Source organism: Kitasatospora sp. NPDC059646 (assembly GCF_042734615.1).
Taxonomy (GTDB): Bacteria; Actinomycetota; Actinomycetes; order Streptomycetales; family Streptomycetaceae; genus Kitasatospora.
Genome location: NZ_JBHWDS010000001.1, coordinates 101821 through 121629, shown reverse-complemented (window position 1 = coordinate 121629; position 19809 = coordinate 101821). Strand labels below are relative to the sequence as shown.

Below are 19809 nucleotides of genomic sequence, written 5' to 3'. Positions count from 1 at the left end.
CCACCCTCCAGGAGGATGCGCGATGAGCGCAGCCCACTCGCAGCTCGGCCGCCGGAGCTTCCTCACCGGCTCCCTGCTCCTCGTCGCCGGCGCCGCCGTCGCCTGCACCACCGACCCGGTCGGCGGCGACGGCTCCCACGGCGCCGCCACCACCCTGAACGTCTGGTACCACGCCTACGGCGAGGCCGGCACCCAACAGGCCGTCACCCGCTACGCCGCCGCGTTCACCAAGGCCAACCCCGACATCGCCGTCAAGGTCACCTGGGTCCCCGGCGACTACGCGAGCAAGCTCAACGCGACCCTGCTCACCGACGCCGCGCCCGACGTCTTCGAGATCGGCGACTTCGCCGCCGGCCTCGCCGCCCGCGGACAGATCGCCGCGCTCGACGACCTGTACGGCGACGCCAAGGCCGACTTCGACCGGGGCGACCTCGACCAGGAGACCGTCGGCGGCAAGGTCCACGGCGTCAAGATGATCGACGACGTGATGATGCTCTACTACCGCAAGAGCGCCCTCGCCAAGGCCGGAATCGCCCCGCCCGACACCTTCGACGCCCTCGCCTCCGCCGCCAAGGCCCTGACCGGCGGCGGCACCAAGGGCCTGTTCGTCGGCAACGACGGCGTCGGCGACAGCCCGCTGCTCGCCGTCCTCGCGGCCGGCGGCGAACTCGTCGGCGCCGACGGCAGGGCCGCGTTCGACTCCCCGCAGGGCGTCGAGGCGATCACCGCCCTGAAGCGCCTGCACGACGACAAGTCCCTGCTGCTCGGCTACACCACCGACTGGTGGGACCCGTCCGCGCTGGTCCAGGGCGCCGCCCCGATGCAGTGGTGCGGCCTGTGGGCGATGCCCGCCGTCCAGAGCGCCCTCGGCGACGACTTCGGCGTGCTGCCCTGGCCCGCCCTCAAGGCCGGCGGCCGGCCCGCGGTCCGCGTCGGCGGCTGGACCTCCTGCGTCAACGCCAAGGGCCGGCACGTCGACGCCGCCAAGCGGTACGTCCAGTGGCTGTGGATCCAACAGACCGACCTGCAGCGGGACTTCGCCCAGTCCTACGGCCTCCACGTGCCGGCCCGCAGCTCGCTCGCCGCGCACGCCGACAAGCTCTCCACCGGCCCCGCCAAGCAGACCGTCGAACTCGCCGCCGCTCACGGCCGGCGCAACCCCGGCACCTGGAACACCGCCGTCTCCACCGTGTTCACCGCCGCCGCCACCAAAGCCCTCAACGGCCAGGGCGACGTCGCCACGCTGCTCCGGGACGCCGCCGCCCAGGCCCAGGCCGAGATCGACAAGCAGCGCGGCTGACCCATGACCACCGCACCGGACACCACCGCGCCCCGCCGCCCCGCCGTGCCGCGGCGGGGCGCGGCCCCGCCCCGCCGGCGCCGCCCGAACGCCGCCGCCCTGGGCGCCTTCGCCCTGCTCACCGCGCCGCTGCTGATCGGACTCGGCATCTTCAAGTACGTCGCCATCGGCTGGAGCTTCCTGCTCAGCCTCAGCGACGCCCGCGGCACCATCGAACTCGGCCACTGGGTCGGACTCGACAACTACCGCACCCTGCTCGCCGACCGGGCGTTCCGCGACTCGCTCGGCCAGATCCTGCTGTTCACCCTGTTCATCGTCCCCGCCACCTTCGCCGCCTCCCTCGGCCTCGCCCTGCTGGTGCACCGCGTCCGCCGCGGCCGGGCCCTGCTGCGCACCGCGTTCCTGATCCCCGCCGCGGTCTCGTACGTCGCCGGTGCGCTGCTGTGGAAGATGTGCCTGTTCAACTCGCTGCCCGCGGGCATCGCCAACACCGTCGGCGGCTGGTTCGGCGCGGAGCCGACGGCGTGGCTGCAGACCACCTCGCCGCCGCTGTACTGGGTGGCCCTGGTCACCCTCCGGCTGTGGCTGCAGGTCGGCTTCTACATGGTGCTGTTCCTGGCCGGGCTGCAGGCCGTCCCCCGGGACGTCCACGAGGCCGCCGCACTGGACGGGGCGAGCGGGCTGCGGCTGCTGCGCACCATCACCCTGCCGATGCTGCGCAACACCTCGGTCGCCGTGCTGATGCTCCAGTTCATCGCCGCGTTCCAGGCCTTCGACGAGTTCTACAACCTGTTCAACAGCGGACAGTCCGGCCTCGGCTCGGCACCCGTCCGCACGCCGCTGATGCACCTCTACTCGACGGCGATGAGCGACCAGAACTACGGGCTCGGCTCGGCCGGGGCGTTCCTGCTCACCGCGCTGATCGTCGGCGTGACACTCCTCCAGGGCCGGATCACCGGCTTCGGCAGGGCCGACGGGTGAGCGCCACGACAACGGTGCTGCGACCCGTCCGGCCGGTGCTGCGCGGCGCACTGGTGGGCGTGCTCACCGCCCTGTTCCTGCTGCCCTTCTACCTGCTGCTGCGCAACTCGCTGATGGACAGCCGGAGTCTGACCTCCCCGCACTGGACGTGGTGGCCGGCGCACGCGCACTGGGAGAACTACTCCGCCCTGTTCGGCGACCCGAACGTCCACCTGGCGCGGGCGCTCGGCAACTCGCTGCTGATCGCCGGGATCACCGCGCCGCTCTCCACACTGCTGGCGTCCGCCGCCGGCTGGGCACTGGCCCGCATCCCGGTGCCGGGGCGCCGGCTGCTGCTCGGCCTGGTGGTGGCGACGCTGATGATCCCGGGCTCGGCGACGTTCGTCCCGACCTTCGTGGTGGTCGGCTCGATGGGCGGGGTGAACACCCTGTGGGGGCTGATCGCGCCGGGACTGTTCAACCCGTTCGCGGTGCTGCTGTTCCGCAACTTCTACCTGCAGTTCCCCACCGAGATCGAGGACGCCGGCCGGCTCGACGGTCTCGGCTGGCTCGGCCTGTACCGGCGGATCGCGCTGCCCGCCTCCGGGGCGATGCTCGCCTCGCTCGGGGCGCTCGCCTTCATCGACAGCTGGAACGCCTTCCTGTGGCCGCTGGTGATCGGACAGGACCCGTCGTCCTGGACCGCGCAGATCGCCCTGTCGACGTTCCTCACCTCGCAGACCGTCAACCTGCCCGGGCTGTTCGCGGGCGCCGTGGTGACCATCGCTCCGCTGGTCGCGATGTTCCTGGTGGCCCAGCGCCACATCGTCGAGGGCATCGCCACCAGCGGCCTCAAAGGCTGAACCGACCGCTCTGCCGACCCGTTGGGAGAACACGCGTGAGAACCGAACGAACCCGCCCCCGGCGGGCGGCCGCCCGCCGCCTGCTGCCGCTCGTCCTGCCGCCGGTGCTGGCCGCGTCCGGCCTGCTCGCCGGCGGCACGCCCGTCACCGCCGCCCCCGCGGCCGCCGCCGGCTCCACCGCCCCCGCCGCCCCGGCGGGGACGGTGCTGACGGGGCCTCAACTCGCCGCGTCGTGGACCGGGCCGCTGAGCACCCGCGGCCGGTACGTCGTCGACGCCGGCGGCAACCGGTTCAAGCTGAAGGCCGGCAACTGGGCCGGCGCGCAGGGCACCTGGGAGGGCAGCGGGTCGACCACCGACCCCGCCGACAACCAGGCCGGACAGGTGTCGTACAACATTCCGCTGGGGCTCGACCGGGTCCCGATCGCGGACATCCTCGCCGGGTTCCACACCCTGGGCCTGAACGCCGTCCGGCTGCCGTTCGCGAACGCGCTGGTGCACGACACGGCGCCCGTCCCGGACGCGGCGGTCACCGCGAACCCCCAGCTCAAGGGCCGGACACCCCTGCAGGTGATGGACGCCGTGGTGGCCGCGCTGACCGCCGACGGCTTCGCGGTGATCCTCAACAACCACACCACCAGCTACCGGTTCTGCTGCGGCCTGGACGGCAACGAACGCTGGAACAGCGGCCAGAGCACCCAGCAGTGGGAGAACGACTGGCTGTTCCTGGTCGGCCGCTACAAGGACAACAAGCGGGTGGTCGGCGCCGACCTGCGCAACGAGGTCCGCCGCGACACCTGGAACGACGCCAACTGGGGCTGGGGCGACGACCACGACGAGTACGCCGCGTTCGAGGAGGCCGGCAACCGCATCCTGCAGGCCGACCCGGACATGCTCGTCGTGATGGAAGGCATCAACTGGCAGGGCATCCCGACCGACATCACCCCGCACGGCCGACCGATGCTCACCCCCGTCGCGAACCTCTCCAACACCCTGATCCGGTCCGACAAACTGGTCTACGCCGCCCACTTCTACGCCTACACCGGCCCCGCCAACACCGGCGCCGGCTCCGGCCCCGGCTCCACCAGCGACCCGCGCTACCAGGACCTCACCCCCGCCCAACTCGCCCAGGTCGTCGACCAGGAAGCCCTGTTCGTCACCCGGGCCGGCCAGCACTTCACCGCACCCGTGTGGGTCAGCGAGTTCGGCGCCGCCGGCCGCGACGGGAGCAGCGCCAAGGAACAGGCCTGGTGGGCGGCGTTCACCGACATCCTGGTGCGGAACGACACCGACTTCGCGGTGTGGCCGCTGGTCGGCTGGGCCGACAACAGCGGAAAACCGCAGGACAGTTGGGCGCTGCTCTCGTACGCCCCCACGGGCGCCCGCACCGGCCTCCCGGACGGCGGCGACTGGCGCGCCACCGACTGGAACAAGCTGGTGAACGCGCCCGGCCTGACCGGCCCGGTCGCCCGCACCGCACGCTGGAACATGCTCGACCTCGACTTCGGCGACCAGATCACCTCCGCCAGGATGCTCGCCCAGCCCGACTGGAGCGTCGGCAACCGCAAGGGCGTCTGCCCCGACACCCAGCGGCTGATCGGCCTCGGCCGCGGCAACGGCCGGGGCCTGTGCACCGACGCCGGCCAGCCCGCCCAGGCCCCCGGCGCCTACGTCACCGTCACCGGCTGGACCAGCACCGGACAGGGCGACTGGGCGCCCGGCTACGACAAACTCCAGTGCCCCGACCGGTACTACGCGATCGGCTACAGCCAACGGAACAACGCGATGTCCGCCCTGCTGTGCGCCCCCGCCGCCACCCCGCTGCCGACCGCCGGCCACGTCACCTGGTTCGACCACGGCGACAACCGCCCCGCCGGCGCCGGCTCCACCGGCAGCGACTGGGCCCCCGGCCACTACAAGGGCCAGTGCGCCGACAATGAGTACGTCGCCGGCGTCGCCGACACCTGGCGCTACCTCGAGTACGGCGTCCCCGACGCCCTCCTCTGCCGCCCGCTGAGCTGAGGCAGCCGCTTGCCGCACCGCTGCGCGCCCGTGCGGGCGGCGGTGCCGGGAAGAACCGGTCAGGCGATCCAGCAGTAGACGCTGCTGCCGCCCTCGCCGCTGCGGGCGGCGAGGGCGGCGACCTCGGAGAGGATCTCGCCGGCGACGTCCTCCCCGACGGCCCGGCCGTCCTCGGCGAGCAGCCGCGACCAGGCGACGGCGGCGTCCCGCAGTGCGGCGGGCCCGGCGGCGGCGAGGGCGGCGGACAGCCGGGGCGAGAGCGCGAGGACGAGGCACCCGCCGTCGTCCTCCTCGGCGACGGTGCGGGGCTCGCCCGCGTCCGCGAGGGCCTCGGCGCTGCCGCCCGCGAGCAGGCACTCCCACTGGACCACGGCTTCCTCGGGGTCGAAGGAGCCGAAGTCCACCGAGTCGCACGCCGGCTCCGGGCCGGCCACGAGGGCTGCGGCGGCCGACGCGTCGTCGGGTGCCGCGAAGAAGGTGACGATGACGCTCACCCGGTCATTCTGCCGCCCCGCCCGGCCGCGCCTGCGGGGCAGTCGGCGCGCGGCGGTTGAGGATGGGCGAGAATCGGCGCCATGGTGCGGATCGGGTCGGTGGTGCTGGGTGTGTCGGACGTGTCGCGGGCGGCCGCGTTCTGGGCGGCGGCGCTCGGGTACGCACCGCGGGAGGAGGCGACCGAGGACTGGGTGGTGCTGGTGCCCCGGGACGGGGGCGGCGGCGTGCAGGTCGCGCTCGGGCGGAGCGAGACGCCCGTGCAGGAGGAGCCGCGGGTGCACCTCGACCTGTACGCCGGCAGCGCCGCCGAACAGTCCGCGGAGATCGACCGGTTGGTGGGCCTCGGCGCGCAGCGGGTCGCCTGGGAGCGCTACCCCGAGGACCCGGACTTCGTGGTCCTCGCCGACACCGAGGGCAACCGCTTCTGCGTGATCGACACCGCGCACTCCTGACGGCCCGTCGGGCGGCGGTGGGAAAACCGCTGGCCGGGCGGGTGCCCGGGGCGGCAGGCTGCACGCCATGGAGACGGTGCGGGTGGCGGCCTTCCGCCGGGCGGTCGGATGGCTGACGCCCGAACAACTGCCGATGACGGCAGCGGAGTCGCTGGCATCGGGCCACGACTCGCCGGCGCTGCGCGAGCTGGCCGGGTGGAGCGGGCGCGAGCCGGCCGCCGAGCTGGACGGGCTCTGGCACCGGGCGCTCGACGAGCTGGGCGCGGGGCGCCCGGACCAGGAGGCCGCGGAGCGGTGGGCGCTGCGCGACGTCGCGGCCCGGCTGGACGCCGGCGCCCTCGGCTCGGCCCGGGAGGCGCTGGCGGCGGTCGACGGGCTGGACAGCGCCCACGGCGAACGGGAGGTGAGGTTCCGCCGAGCAGTGGCCCGGGGCTGCTGCGAGGACTGCCTCGCCGACGGCGGCGAGGCGTCCCGCAGGTGGGACGCCGAGGTGCGGGCCGCGGCGGCCGCCCTCGTCGCGGAGCGCGAGCAGCTGCGCCTGCTGGCCCTGCGGTACCTCGCGGACGCCCTGCCCACCGCCGAACTTCCCACGGCCGCCGCCGAGTTGCTGGCCGCCGGCCACGACTCGCCGGCCCTGTGCGACCTGGCCGGCCGGGGGAGGGGAGAGCCGGCGTCGGAACTGGAGCCGCTGCTGCGGCGGGCGCTGGACGACGCCGGGGCGCCCTGCCCCGGCCGGGCCGAGGCCGAACGGTGGCTGCTGCACGACCTCGCCGCGCAGGCCGCCGACGGCCGGCTCACGGCCGTGGGGTTCGCCGCGGCGGTGGTGCACCGGGAACTGCGCGGCGCGGACGCGGCCGAGGAGGCGCTGCTCGTCCTCCTCGGCCAGTACTGCCCGTGCTGCTGCCCGGACCGCTGGAGCGCGAAGGAGTTCCGCACCTGGGAGTCGGACGTCCGCGCCGCCGCCGCGCTCGTCGGTGGGCGGGGGTGAGACGGCGCGCCGCGCCGCTGCCCGGACGGTTGGAGCACGCCCGCCAGCCGGAGGTCCGCGCCGCTGCCGCCGGCCCCGGCGGGAGGGCGGGGCGGCGGCAGCGGGTGGCCGGGTCGGACGGCAGCGGGTGGGCGGGTCAGGCGAACTGGCCGGGAACGTAGTCGCCCGCGGGCTGGCGGATGAGCACGTTGATCCGGTTGTAGGTGTTGATCAGGCCGATCAGGCCGACCAGCGCGACCAACTGGTCCTCGTCGTAGTGCTTGGCGGCCTCCGCCCACGCCTCGTCGCTGACGCCGCCGGACGCGTCGGCGATCCGGGTGCCCTGCTCGGTGAGCTCCAGGGCGGCCCGCTCGGCCTCGGTGAAGACGGTGGCCTCCCGCCAGGCGGCGACCAGGTGCAGGCGCTGCGCGCTCTCGCCGGCGTGCGCGGCGTCCTTGGTGTGCATGTCGGTGCAGAAACCGCAGCCGTTGATCTGGCTGGCGCGGATCTTCACCAGCTCCTGGGTGGCCGCCGGCAGCGTCGAGTGGCCGAGGACCGCGCCGGCCGAGTTCAGGTGCTTGAAGAACTTCTGGGAGAGCGGGTTGGCGAAGATGTTGAGACGTGCGTCCACGGTCGGGCTCCTTGTCGTGTCGAGCTTCTGCAAGGACTGACCCCGGTGCTCCCCCAGATGTGACAGCCCCGGCTGTGATGCCGGTCACAGTACCGGTCCAAGCGCCCGCTGCCGCGGAGGCGGCCCCGCGTCGCGCTCCGGAGGCGGCCCGGCCGCGGCCGCCGGGGACTAGGGTGGGGGCGGACCTGACAGCGGCGCGCGAGAGCGAGGGAGCGGCAATGGAGTTCGACTGGGAGGTGCCGCTGATCGCGGCCCCGATGGCGGGCGGACCGACCACCCCGGAACTCGTCGCGGCCGTCAACGGTGCGGGCGGCCTCGGCTTCCTCGCCGCCGGGTACCGGACGGTCGACGACACGCTCGAACAGATCCGCCGCACCCGCGAGCTGACGAACCGTCCGTTCGGCGTCAACCTGTTCGTCCCCGCCGCGCCCTCCGACCCCGGGCCGGTCGCCGCCTACCGCGAACGGCTGCTGCCGGAGGCCGAACGGTGGGGCGTCGACCTGCCCGCCGGGACCAGGGTCGACCGCGACGACTGGGAAGCCAAGATCGAGGCGCTGCTGCGCGAGCCCGTCGCGCACGTCTCCTACACCTTCGGGCTGCCCGGCCAGGACGAGGCCGACGCCCTCCGCGCCGCCGGGATCCGCCAGGTCGGCACCGTCACGAGCCCGGACGAGGCCCGCGCCGCCACCGCGCTCGGCCTGGACGCCCTGGTCGTGCAGGGCCCGGAGGCCGGCGGCCACCGCGGCACGCACCGCGCCGAGGACACCCCCGGCACCCTCCCGCTGCTGGAACTGCTCGCCGCCGTACGGGAGGTGACCCCGCTGCCGCTGATCGCCGCCGGCGGCCTCGGCACCGGAGCGGCCGTCGCCGCCGCGCTGCGGGCGGGCGCGAGCGGCGCCCAGCTCGGCACCGCCTACCTGCGCACCGACGAGTCCGGCGCCTCGCCCGCGCACCGCCGCGCCCTGGTGGAGCTCCCCGACACCACCGTCACCCGGGCCTTCACCGGCCGTCCCGCCCGCGCGCTGCGCAACGCCTTCGTGGCCCGGCACGACGCCCATGCCCCGGCGGCGTACCCCGAGGTCCACCACCTCACCCAGCCGCTGCGCGCCGCTGCCGCCCGCCGCGGGGACACCGACGGGATGCACCTGTGGGCGGGCACCGCGCACGCCCTGGCCCGCGAGGGCGGCGCGGCGGACGTGACCCGCGCCCTGTGGGAGGACGCGCAGCGGGCGTGACGGCCCGTCAGTCGGCCCTGGTGGAGCTTCTCGGCGCCGGCGTGTCCCGGTCCTTCGCCGGCCGTCCCGCTCGCGGGCTGCGCGACGCTTTCGTGGCCCGGCACGATGCCCGTGCCCCGGCGGCGTACCCCGAGGTTTCGCCACCTCACCCAGCCGCTGCCGCCCGCCGCGGGGGTTCCGACGGGATGCCCCTGTGGGAGGACGCGCAGCGGGCGTGACGGCCCGTCAGTCGGCCCTGGTGGAGCTTCTCGGTGCCGGTGTGTCCCGGTCCTTCGCCGGCCGTCCCGCTCGCGGGCTGCGCAGCGCCTTTGTGGCCCGGCACGACGTCCGTGCCCCGGCGGCGTATCCCGAGGTTTCGCCACCTCACCCAGTTGCTGCCGCCCGCCCGGGGGGCGATGGGACGCGCAGCGGCCGTGACGGTCCGTCAGTCGGTGTCGGTGGCCGCGAGGACGGCGAGGCGGCGGCCGTCGGGGGAGAGGGCGGCCAGGCCGAGGTCCCAGGCGACGTGGTCGAACCAGGGGGTGGCGGCGTCGAAGGCGAACCAGTGGCAGGCGTCGGCGCGCGGTTCGAGACCGGCGCCAGCGTCGGCGCCGGCCAGCGCGCCGAGGGACTGCCGGGCGGCGAGGCGGCCGTAGGCGCCGTGCGCGCCGTGGTTGTAGGCGCCGCCGGTCGCGGCCGCGGCGAAGAGGAGGCTCCAGGCCTCGGCCGGTCCGCAGGTGGTGACGGTCAGCGCCCGGGGGCCGGCGCCGGCGAGGGAGTCCAGGCCCAGGGCGAGCAGCGCGGCGGCGACGGCGCCGGCCGGCAGCGGGGCGGCGAACTCGAACACCCGGGCCTCGATCCGGCCGTTGGACTCCTCGGCCCAGTTCGCGACCGCCCGGCCGAGTTCGGCGGCCGTCTCCGGGGCGGTGCACTCGGTGGCGGCCGGCAGCTCCCCGTCGTGGCGGGCCGTCAGCTTCCGCCCCCAGGACTGCCCGTACGGCAGCGGCCGGCTGCTGCCCCCGGTGCTGTGGCCGGGCAGGTCGGCGAGCGCCTCCAGCGGAGACGGCGTCAGGGGCAGTGCGCCCAGCGGGTGGTGGGCGACGTGCGGGCCGGTCGCCCAGGCGGCGAGGCCGGGGACCGCGGCGGTGTCCACGCCGCGCAGCAGCAGCTCGTGGACCAGGCAGGCCCGCAGTTCGTCCGGGGCCGGGCCGCTGAACACCGCTGCCAGCTCGGCCGGTCGGCGGCTGCCGGCCAGCAGAGAGGCGGTGAGGCGTTCGGCCCGGCGCCCGGCGGACGGTTCGGCGGCCAGCAGCCGCAGCGCCTGGTGGACGGTCCCGGCGCCGGGCGTGGTGGCGAGCAGCCGGAGCATCCGGTCGAAGACGCTCCGGTACTGCCACACCCGCCCGGTGGGGTCGATCCGTCCGGCGAGGGCGAGGCCGAGGTCGGCGGGGAACGCGGCGTCGCCGTTCCGGAGCCGCTGCTCGGCCTCCTCCTCGATGCCGGTGACGCTCGTCAACTGCGGGAGTTCGGCCACGATGCGGGCGATGCGGTCGGTCATGGCAGCCGAGCCTACGGGCCCGCGGGCCCGGCCTCATCCGGTCATCGGTCCGCCAGCAGCCCGCCCATCCAGGACTCGATGCCGTCCACGGTGCGGGGCAGCGCCCCGGACATCAGCCGGGCGCCGTCGGCGGTGATGACCAGGTCGTCCTCGATCCGGATGCCGATGCCGCGCAGCGCCGGCGGCAGGGTGAGGTCGTCGGGCTGCAGGTAGAGGCCCGGCTCGACGGTGAGCACCATGCCCTCCGCCAGGACGCCGTCCAGGTACGTCTCCGCGCGGGCCTTCGCGCAGTCGTGGACGTCCAGGCCGAGCATGTGGCCGCTGGCGCACAGGGTGTAGCGGCGGTACAGGCCGGACTCCTCGCGCAGCGCCTCCTCGGCGGGCACCGGGAGCACGCCCCACTCGGCGAGGCCCTCGGCGATCACCCGCATCGCGGCGCGGTGGAAGTCGCGGAAGGAGGCGCCGGGGCGCAGCGCCGCGATGCCGGCGTCCTGGGCGGCGAGGACGAGTTCGTAGGCGTCGCGCTGCGCGGAGGTGAAGGTGCCGGACAGCGGCAGGGTGCGGGTGATGTCGGCGGTGTACAGCGTGTCGGTCTCCACGCCCGCGTCGAGCAGCAGGAGCTGGGTCGGGTCGAGCGGGCCGTCGTTGCGGATCCAGTGCAGCACGCAGGCGTGCGCGCCGGAGGCGACGATGGTCTCGTAGCCGGTGCCGTTGCCCTCGGCGCGGGCCCGGGCGTTGAACGCGCCCTCCAGGACGCGCTCGCCGCGGTGGTGGCGCAGCGCGGCGGGCAGCGCCCGGACCACGTCGGCGAAGCCGGCGGCGGTGTGGTCGACGGACAGCTGCAGCTGCTCGACCTCCCAGGCGTCCTTGATCAGCCGCAACTCGGAGAGGGCGGCCGCGAACCGGCCGTCGCGCCCGGTGTGTTCGGCGGCCGGGCGGCCGGCCAGCGCGTCCAGGACGGGGTCGACGTCGGCGAGGACGCGGGTGGGGACGGCGGTGGTGAACAGCTTCGGCAGGTCGTCGAGGTGGGCGGTGCGCAGGCCGGTCAGGCCGGCGGCCTCGGCGAGGTCGGCGCGCCGGCCGACCCAGAACTCGCCGTAGCGGCGGTCCCGGTAGAACTCGGCGGAGCCGCCGGCCCGGTCCGAGCGGGGGCGCAGGTACAGCACCGGCTCGCCGTCCGGCTCGATCACCAGCACGTGGCCGACCTGCTCCTCGCCGGTCAGGCCGGTCAGGTGCGCGTAGGCGCTGTGCGGGCGGAAGCGGTAGTCGCAGTCGTTGCTGCGGACCTTCAACTGTCCGGCGGGGACGAGCAGTCGCTCGCCGGGGAAGGCTTCGGCGATCCGGGCCCGGCGGGCCGGGAAGTACGCGTGGCCGGGCACGCGCTGATCCGCCGGCAGCGGGGTGGCGGCCCACTGGTCGGCCATGAAGGCTTCGAGGGCGGGTGAGACGGGGAGGTCGTGGCTGCCGGTGTGCAGGGTGGGCTGGTCGGCCATCGTCGGGGCTCCTTAGAGCTGGGTCCAGGGACAACGGGCTTGGGGGCAGGGGAAGTTGCACTGCCGAGCGGCAGGCAATGACACGGCTCGGTAACGGTCCGCCCGCCTCATTGCGTAGTGCAATTTCACATTACTATGTTACGGGTCACATCTCAGAGCGGGCCAGTCCCCGGCGGCACGGATCCCCGGTTGAGCGGCCCCCGGTACCGGAGTCGGACATGAACAGGCGTACCCACACCGCCCTCGCGGCGGCCATCGCGGCTTCCCTCACCCTCGGCCTCGGCGCGTGCACCAGCGCCGGCAGCGGCGGCGGTGACAACGCCGGACAGCAGGGCGTCACCACCGCCGGCGACGGCATCATCGGCGGCACGCCCGTCAAGGGCGGCACCCTCACCATCCTGTCGAACCAGGACTTCGACCAGCTCGACCCCGCCCGCAACTGGACCATGCCCGTGATGGACGTCGGCGTGCGCATGCTCTACCGCACCCTGACCACCTTCCGGGCCGCCCCCGGCGCCGAGGGCCTGAAGATCGAACCCGACCTGGCCACCGACCTCGGCACCCCCAGCGACGGTGCGAAGACCTGGACCTTCCACCTCAAGGACGGCCTCAAGTACGAGGACGGCACCCCGATCGTGGCCGACGACATCAAGTACAACGTCGAGCGCTCGTACTCCCCCGAACTGCCCGGCGGCCCGGACTACGCGGTCCGCTACCTCAACGCCCCCGACGGCTACAAGGGCCCGCTGACCGGCGAGCGGCTCGGCAAGGAGGCCATCGAGGTCCCCGACGCCAAGACCATCGTCTTCCACCTCAAGCGCCCCGTCGCCGAGTTCGGCTACACCGTCACCCTGCCGACCTTCGCGCCCGTCCCCAAGGCCAAGGAGGCCGGCGCCAACTACTCCAACCACCCGGTCTCCTCCGGCCCGTACAAGATCGAGAGCTACGACCGCGGCAAGCGCATGGTGCTGGTCCGCAACACCAACTGGGACCAGGCCTCCGACCCGGTCCGCAAGGCCTACCCCGACCGGATCGTGGTCGACCAGACCCTCAAGAGCACCGGCATCGCCGACCGCCTGATCGCCGACCAGGGCGACGACAAGAACGCCATCTCCTACGTCGACCTGACGCCCTCGAAGATCTCCGAGGTGCTCACCAATCCCGAGGTGAAGAAGCGCCTGATCAGCGAGAACGCGGGCTGCACCACCAAGCTGGACATGAACAACACCAAGGCCCCGTTCGACAACGCCAAGGTCCGCCTGGCGATGCAGTACGCGGTGGACAAGGAGTCCTTCGCCGCCGCCATGGGCGGCCCCGCGTTCAACGACATCGCCACCACCTACCTGCCGCCGGTGCTCACCGCCGGCGCCCCCGTCGACCACTTCATGATCAAGCCGGCCGGCGACCCCGAGAAGGCCAAGCAGCTGCTCGCCGAGGCCGGCTACCCGAACGGCTTCGCCACCGAACTCGTCACCTCCACCGGCGGCAAGCCGCAGGCCGAGGCCATCCAGGCCGCCCTGAAGCGGGTCGGGGTGAACGTCACCATCACCACCGTCGACCCCACCGCCGTCAACTCCGTCGTCGGCGACAAGGACAAGCAGCCCGGCCTCACCAGCCTCGGCTGGTGTCCCGACTACCCGTCCGCCGCCACCTTCCTGCCGATGATCTTCGACGGCCGGGCCATCAAGGACAAGGGCAACAACGGCAACATGACCCGGTTCAACGACCCGGCCGTCAACGCCGAACTCGACCGGATCGCCGGCATGGACGACCTGCAGAAGGCCAACGCCGCCTGGCTCGCCCTGGACGCCAAGATCATGGACGCCTCGCCCGCCGTCCCCCTGGTGTGGCAGAAGAAGCCGCTGCTGGTCGGCTCCAACATCGCCGGCGCCTACGCCCACCCGGTCTGGGCCGGCCAGATCGACTACGCGGTCATCGGCCTCAAGTCGGCCAAGTAGAGCGGGAGCTGACACCATGACCACCCCGCTCGCCCCGGCCCCGGCCGGGGGAGCGGGGGCCCCGGAGACCCCCGAGGCCCCCGCCACCGCCCCCGCCTCCCCCTGGGCCCTCGCCCTGCACCGCCTGCGCCGCCAGAAGACCGCCCTCGTCGGCGCCGGCATCATCGCCTTCTTCGTGCTCGCCGCGCTCCTCGCCCCGGTGCTCACCGCGATCAGCGGCACCCGCCCCGACACCGTCGACAAGAAGGCCGTCGACCCCTACCTCGGCGGCCTGCCCCGGGGCTCCCTCGGCGGCATCAGCGCCCAGCACTGGCTCGGCGTCGAACCGCTGCTCGGCCGCGACATATTCGCCCGGCTCCTCTACGGCGCCCAGATCAGCCTGCTCGTCGCCTTCAGCGCCGCCCTGCTGATCACCCTGATCGGCACCGTCCTCGGCATCACCGCCGGCTACTTCGGCGGCCGCGTCGACGCCGTGATCAGCCGGCTGATGGACGTCATGATGTCCTTCCCCAGCCTGATCTTCATGATCGCGCTGCTCTCCGTCGCCCGGGACGTCAACCGCGTCCTGCTGCTGATCGGCGTCATGTCGCTGTTCTCCTGGCCGTACATCGCCCGCCTGGTCCGCGGCCAGACCCTCTCGCTCAAGCACCGCGAGTACGTCGAGGCCGCCCGCGCCAGCGGAACCGGCAGCGCCCGCATCGTGTTCGGCGAGATCCTGCCCAACCTCACCGGCACGATCATCGTCTACGTCACCCTCGCCGTCCCCGGCCTGATCGGCACCGAGGCCGCGCTCAGCTTCCTCGGCGTCGGCATCCGCCCGCCCACGCCGTCGTGGGGCCAGATGATCTCCGACGCGGTGCTCTACTACAAGGTCGACCCGATGTTCTTCATCCTCCCCAGCGCCTGCCTGTTCCTGGTGGTCCTGGCCTTCACCCTGGTCGGCGACGCCCTGCGCGACGCCCTCGACCCGAAGGGCAGCCGGACGTGATCGGATACCTGCTCCGCCGGCTCGCGGCGATGGCCGCCACCCTGCTGATCGTCTGCGCGCTCACCTTCGCCGTCTTCTACCTGCTCCCCAGCGACCCCGCCGCCCAGTTCTGCGGCAAGGACTGCTCCACCGAACGCATCGAACTCGTCCGGCAGCAGCTCGGACTGGCCGACCCCCTGATCGTCCAGTTCTGGCACTACGTCCACGGCGTCTTCGCCGGCCAGACCCTCGGCACCGGCCCGTACGCCGTCCAGTGCGGCTTCCCCTGCTTCGGCTACTCCTTCCAATCCGCCCAGCCCGTCTGGGACCTGATGATGGACCGGCTCCCCACCAGCGTCTCGCTCGCCCTCGGCGCGGCCGTGCTCTGGCTGGTCCTCGGCGTCGGCGCCGGCGTCGTCTCCGCACTGCGCCGCGGCACCTGGATCGACCGCACCCTGATGGTCGGCACCATCGGCATCGCCGCCCTGCCGGTCTACTTCACCGCGATGATCCTGCTCTACCTGGTCGTCAGCGTCACCGGCCTGCTCCCCTACCCCCGGTACATCGCCTTCACCGAGAACCCCGGCCAGTGGGTCGCCAACCTGATCCTCCCCTGGATCACCCTCGCCCTGCTGTACGCCGCCATCTACGCCCGGATGACCCGCAACTCCGTCATCGAGACGATGGCCGAACCCTACGTGCGCACCGCGCGCGCCAAGGGCCTGCCGGAACGCCGCGTCGTCGGCAAGCACGGACTGCGCCCCGCCCTCACCCCCGTCGCCACCATGCTCGGCATGGACCTCGGCGGCCTGCTGGCCGGCGCCCTCATCACCGAATCGCTGTTCAGCCTCCCCGGCATCGGCAAACTCTTCGCCGACTCGCTGAACAAGTCCGACCAGCCGGTGATCATGGGCGTCACGCTGCTCGCCTCCTTCTTCATCGTCAGCGCCAACCTGGCCGTGGACCTCGTCTACGCCTGGATCGACCCGAGGGCGAGGCTGTCATGACCCCCCACCCGCTGCTCGACGTCCGCGACCTCGCCGTCGAGTTCCGCACCGCCGAAGGAACCGTCCGCGCCGTCAAGGGCATCGACTTCACCGTCGAACGCGGCCGCACCCTCGGCATCGTCGGCGAATCCGGCTCCGGAAAGTCCGTCACCTCACTCGCCGTCATGGGCCTGCACCGCGGCGCCGCCGTCACCGGCTCCGCGAAACTCGACGGCACCGAACTCATCGGCGCCCCCGACGAACAACTCCGCACCCTGCGCGGACGCCGGATGGCCATGGTGTTCCAGGACGCCCTCACCGCCCTCCACCCCTACTTCACCGTCGGCGACCAGATCGCCGAGGCCTACCGCCAGCACTTCGGCGGCACCCGCCGGGCCGCCCTCGCCCGCGCCGTCGACGTCCTCGGCGACGTCGGCATCCCCGAACCCGCCCGCCGCGCCGGCGAACACCCGCACCAGTTCTCCGGCGGCATGCGCCAACGCGCCATGATCGCCCTCGCACTGTCCTGCGAGCCGGACCTGATCATCGCCGACGAACCCACCACCGCCCTCGACGTCACCGTCCAGGCCCAGGTGCTCGAACTCCTCATGCGGCTCCAGCAGGAACGCGGCCTCGGCATCGTCATGATCACCCACGACCTCGGCGTGATCGCCCGGGTCGCCGACGACGTCCTCGTCATGTACGGCGGCTCCGCCGTCGAACAGGCCCCCGCCGACACCCTGTTCACCACCCCGCGCCACCCCTACACCCGCGGCCTGCTCGACTCGCTGCCCCGCCTCGACGCCGAGGACGGCTCGGAACTGCGCTCCATCCCCGGCGCCCCGCCCTCGCTGCTCGCCCCGCCCGCCGGCTGCGCCTTCCACCCGCGCTGCCCCGCCCACGCGGCCCGGCCCGACGCCCGCTGCACCGGCGACCGGCCACCGCTGCGCACGGTCGCCGCAGGCCACCGCAGCGCCTGCGTCCTCGATGAGGTGACCGCATGACCACCGAGACCGCCCACCCCGCCGACCGGACCCGGCCCACCGCGACCGACGCCCTGCTGAGCGTCCGCGACCTCGGAATGACCTTCCCCGGCGCCCGCGGCGCGCTGCGCCGCCTCCCCGGCGTCCGGGCCGTCGACGGCGTCACCTTCGACGTCCGCCCCGGCGAAACGCTCGGCCTGGTCGGCGAATCCGGCTGCGGCAAGTCCACCACCGGACGGATGCTGGTCCGGCTGCTCGACCCGACCGCCGGCACCGTCGACTTCCGCGGCCAGGACATCACCCGCACCCCGCAGCGCCGACTGCGGCCCCTGCGCAGCAAGTTCCAGATGATCTTCCAGGACCCGTTCGCCTCCCTGAACCCGCGGCAGACCGTGCAGCAGATCATCGCCGCGCCGCTGCGCGCCCAGGGCGCCTCCGCCGCGACGATCGCCCGAGAGGTGCGCGAACTGATCCACCTGGTCGGCCTCGCCCCCGAACACCTGGAGCGCTACCCGCACCAGTTCTCCGGCGGCCAGGCCCAGCGCATCGGCATCGCCCGCGCCCTCGCCACCCGGCCCGAACTGGTCGTCGCCGACGAGCCCGTCTCCGCCCTCGACGTCTCCATCCAGGCCCAGATCGTCGGCCTGATGGAACGCCTGCAGCGCGAACTCGGCGTCGCCTACGTGTTCATCGCCCACGACCTCGCCGTGGTCAAGCACATCAGCCACCGGGTCGCCGTCATGTACCTCGGCCGGATCGTCGAGATCGGCGACAAGGCGGAGGTCTACGACCGCCCCGCCCACCCGTACACCAAGGCGCTGCTGTCCGCCGTCCCGCTGCCCGACCCGGCCGCCGAACGCGCCCGCGAACGCATCGTCCTGCTCGGCGACCCGCCCAGCCCCGCCAGCCCCCCGCCCGGCTGCACCTTCCACCCGCGCTGCCCCAAGGCGCAGGCCGTCTGCCGGACCGAAGCGCCGCTGCTCACCCTCGACACCCCGAACCGCCAGGTGGCCTGCCACTTCCCCGAGACGTAGCCGCACGCACGACCGAGCCCCCCGCGAACCCGCCCCGTCGCGGGCACCCGAGCACCCGCCCCGGCCGGCCGGCCCCCCACCGCTTCCGCGGCCGGCCGGGGCGGGACCAACCCGCGTGAAAGGAACCACCACGTGACCGCGCTCTCCTGGGACGGCTCCGCGCCGCCCTCCGGCCGCACCGAGACCTCCCGCACCGTCGCCGCCGGCCCGCTCGCCGTCCGGGTGACCGCCGTCGGCAGCGGGACCGCCCCCGCCGTGACCGTCACCGAACCCGCCCCGGGCGTGCTGCTGATCGAGGCCGCCACCGGCGAGCCCGGCGCCCGCCTGCGGACCGAGTGGCAACTGCCCTGCACCGGCGCCACCGCCTACTGGTCGCCCCACACCGACGCCCGCTGGCTGCCGCCCAGTTGGTCGATGCCCCGGGAGGCGTCGCTGCCCAAGGGCGCCCCCGTCGGCAGCCTCGTCGGCGCCGGCGACCGCGCCCTGTGCACCTTCGCCGTCGGCGAGCTCGTCCGGCCCGTGACGATCGGCGAAGGCGCCGTCGAGGAGACCGGCCGGTTCGCCTGGTGGGTCGAGCACGACGGCCCGCGCACCGGCCTGCGCCTCGACCTGACCGGCCGTCACTACGCCGACACCGTCCGGGAGTCCGCCGACTGGTGGGAGACGCTCGCACCCGTCCGCACCGTCCCCGACGCCGCGTTCGAGCCGGTGTTCTGCACCTGGTACGCCCTCCACCTGGCGATGGCCGCCCCCGACGTCGAACGGCTCGCCGCACTCGCCGCCCCGCTCGGCTTCCGCTCCCTGATCGTCGACGACGGCTGGCAGACCGACGAACGCAGCCGCTCCTACGCCACCACCGGCGACTGGCAGCCCGCCCCCACCGACTTCCCGGACTTCGCCGCCCACGTCGCCCGGATCCGCGGCCTCGGCCTGAACTACCTGCTGTGGCACGCCATCCCGTTCGTCGGCGACCGCAGCGCCGCCGCGCAGGAACTGGCCGGCCACACCCTCGCCCACCTGCCGCAACTGGAGACCCACCTGCTCGACCCGCGCAGCGCCACCGTCCGCGCCCACCAGGTCGAACGGCTCGCCGCCGCCGTCGAGCAGCACGGCGTCGACGGCCTCAAGGTCGACTTCGTCGACACCTTCGCCCGCACCCCCGCCCCCGGCGCCCCGCCCCACACCGCCTCGCCCGAGGCCGACTGCGCCACCGTCGCCGAAGGCGTGCGGAAACTGCTCGCCGAACTCGACGAACGGCTCCGCGCCACCCGCCCCGACGTCCTCGTCGAGCACCGGCAGGACTACCTCGGCCCCGGCCTGTGGCCCTACGCCACCATGGTCCGGGCCGCCGACTGCCCGCACAACGCGGTCGAGAACCGGGCCCGCACCGCCGACCTCCGGCTCACCGCCGGACCGCTCGCCGTGCACGCCGACCCGCTGACCTGGCACCCCGACGAGAGCCCCGAACAGATCGCCGTGCTGCTCCAGTCGGTGCTGTTCGCCACCCCGCAGGTCTCCGTCGACCTCGGCGCGCAGAGCCCGGACCGGCTCGCCGTGCTGGCGTTCTGGCTGCGCGTCGCCAAGGAGCACCGCGAGCTGCTCCAGCGCGGCGAACTGCGCCCCCACCGGCCCGAGTTGGCGTACCCGCTGATCGAGGCGGCGCGCGGCCGGCAGCTCGCGTTCGGCCGCTACGCGCCGCTGCCGGTGCGGGCGCACGGGGAGTGGGAGCTGCTGCTGGTGGCCAACGCCGACCAGGACACCCTGGTGCGGGTCGAGTTCGACCGGGCGCCCGGCCCGGTCGAGCTGCTGGTGCAGGACTGCCGGGGCGGCGAGGTCGCCCGGGCGCAGACCCCGGTGGCCGGAACGGAACTCGCCGTCCGGGTGCCCACCGGCGGCCTGCTCACCCTGCGCAGGTAGCCCGGGCCGG

Annotated in this window: 17 protein-coding genes; 13 read left to right on the top strand and 4 right to left on the bottom strand. The window is 74.0% G+C overall.

Annotated elements, in window-relative coordinates:
* Positions 1-22: 22 nt before the first annotated feature.
* From ACFV1L_RS00570 to ACFV1L_RS00555, 4 genes are read left to right on the top strand one after another with little or no spacing between them, the layout of a single operon-like run.
* Complete coding sequence (locus ACFV1L_RS00570) at positions 23-1300, top strand: ABC transporter substrate-binding protein (protein WP_380361592.1); 1278 nt, start codon at positions 23-25, stop codon at positions 1298-1300.
* A gap of 3 nt (positions 1301-1303) precedes the next feature.
* Entirely contained in the window at positions 1304-2281 is a 978-nt protein-coding gene (locus ACFV1L_RS00565; protein WP_380361590.1) for a carbohydrate ABC transporter permease, read from the top strand.
* A complete protein-coding gene (locus tag ACFV1L_RS00560; protein WP_380361588.1) occupies positions 2278-3123 on the top strand; it encodes a carbohydrate ABC transporter permease in 846 nt (281 codons plus the stop codon). The genes ACFV1L_RS00565 and ACFV1L_RS00560 overlap by 4 nt, the downstream gene beginning before the upstream one ends.
* 35 nt (positions 3124-3158) lie before the next feature.
* Positions 3159-5144: a glycoside hydrolase family 5 protein gene (locus tag ACFV1L_RS00555; RefSeq protein ID WP_380361586.1), complete on the top strand. Its 1986-nt coding sequence runs from the start codon at positions 3159-3161 to the stop codon at positions 5142-5144.
* Between the two features lie 59 nt (positions 5145-5203).
* Here the strand turns inward: ACFV1L_RS00555 and ACFV1L_RS00550 are convergent, their stop codons facing one another.
* A complete protein-coding gene (locus tag ACFV1L_RS00550) occupies positions 5204-5638 on the bottom strand; it encodes a hypothetical protein (RefSeq protein WP_380361585.1) in 435 nt (144 codons plus the stop codon).
* 81 nt (positions 5639-5719) lie between these two features.
* Here ACFV1L_RS00550 and ACFV1L_RS00545 point away from each other — a divergent pair, with 81 nt between their 5' ends.
* Both ACFV1L_RS00545 and ACFV1L_RS00540 read left to right on the top strand, forming a co-directional pair.
* Positions 5720-6091: a VOC family protein gene (locus ACFV1L_RS00545; protein WP_380361583.1), complete on the top strand. Its 372-nt coding sequence runs from the start codon at positions 5720-5722 to the stop codon at positions 6089-6091.
* A 67-nt stretch (positions 6092-6158) separates the two neighbouring features.
* On the top strand, positions 6159-7079 hold the full coding sequence (locus ACFV1L_RS00540; RefSeq protein ID WP_380361582.1) for a hypothetical protein: 921 nt from the start codon (positions 6159-6161) through the stop codon (positions 7077-7079).
* A gap of 136 nt (positions 7080-7215) precedes the next feature.
* Here the strand turns inward: ACFV1L_RS00540 and ACFV1L_RS00535 are convergent, their stop codons facing one another.
* The gene (locus ACFV1L_RS00535) at positions 7216-7689 is read right to left on the bottom strand and encodes a carboxymuconolactone decarboxylase family protein (protein ID WP_380361580.1); all 474 of its coding nucleotides are present in this window, start codon (positions 7687-7689) and stop codon (positions 7216-7218) included.
* Between the two features lie 218 nt (positions 7690-7907).
* Here ACFV1L_RS00535 and ACFV1L_RS00530 point away from each other — a divergent pair, with 218 nt between their 5' ends.
* Positions 7908-8924 (top strand): nitronate monooxygenase, encoded by a 1017-nt coding sequence (locus ACFV1L_RS00530; RefSeq protein WP_380361578.1) that lies wholly within the window; start codon positions 7908-7910, stop codon positions 8922-8924.
* A gap of 424 nt (positions 8925-9348) precedes the next feature.
* Here ACFV1L_RS00530 and ACFV1L_RS00525 read toward each other — a convergent pair whose 3' ends face one another.
* The gene (locus tag ACFV1L_RS00525) at positions 9349-10461 is read right to left on the bottom strand and encodes a DUF6183 family protein (RefSeq protein ID WP_380361576.1); all 1113 of its coding nucleotides are present in this window, start codon (positions 10459-10461) and stop codon (positions 9349-9351) included.
* Between the two features lie 41 nt (positions 10462-10502).
* A complete protein-coding gene (locus ACFV1L_RS00520; RefSeq protein WP_380361574.1) occupies positions 10503-11954 on the bottom strand; it encodes an aminopeptidase P family protein in 1452 nt (483 codons plus the stop codon).
* A 218-nt stretch (positions 11955-12172) separates the two neighbouring features.
* On the opposite strand from ACFV1L_RS00520, the gene ACFV1L_RS00515 reads away from it, so the two are divergent.
* The 6 genes from ACFV1L_RS00515 to ACFV1L_RS00490 all read left to right on the top strand — a co-directional run bounded on the left by ACFV1L_RS00515 (position 12173) and on the right by ACFV1L_RS00490 (position 19799).
* A complete protein-coding gene (locus ACFV1L_RS00515) occupies positions 12173-13912 on the top strand; it encodes an ABC transporter substrate-binding protein (protein ID WP_380361572.1) in 1740 nt (579 codons plus the stop codon).
* Between the two features lie 16 nt (positions 13913-13928).
* Entirely contained in the window at positions 13929-14900 is a 972-nt protein-coding gene (locus ACFV1L_RS00510) for an ABC transporter permease (RefSeq protein ID WP_380361571.1), read from the top strand.
* Positions 14897-15886 (top strand): ABC transporter permease, encoded by a 990-nt coding sequence (locus ACFV1L_RS00505; protein WP_380361569.1) that lies wholly within the window; start codon positions 14897-14899, stop codon positions 15884-15886. Before ACFV1L_RS00510 ends, ACFV1L_RS00505 begins: the two co-directional genes overlap by 4 nt.
* Positions 15883-16869 carry an ABC transporter ATP-binding protein gene (locus tag ACFV1L_RS00500; protein ID WP_380361567.1) on the top strand — a complete coding sequence of 329 codons (987 nt, stop codon included), beginning with the start codon at positions 15883-15885 and terminating at the stop codon, positions 16867-16869. The genes ACFV1L_RS00505 and ACFV1L_RS00500 overlap by 4 nt, the downstream gene beginning before the upstream one ends.
* Positions 16866-17882 carry an ABC transporter ATP-binding protein gene (locus ACFV1L_RS00495; protein WP_380361565.1) on the top strand — a complete coding sequence of 339 codons (1017 nt, stop codon included), beginning with the start codon at positions 16866-16868 and terminating at the stop codon, positions 17880-17882. The genes ACFV1L_RS00500 and ACFV1L_RS00495 overlap by 4 nt, the downstream gene beginning before the upstream one ends.
* A gap of 132 nt (positions 17883-18014) precedes the next feature.
* Positions 18015-19799, top strand: coding sequence for a glycoside hydrolase family 36 protein (locus ACFV1L_RS00490; protein WP_380361563.1), 1785 nt, complete (start codon positions 18015-18017; stop codon positions 19797-19799).
* Positions 19800-19809 lie beyond the last annotated feature (10 nt).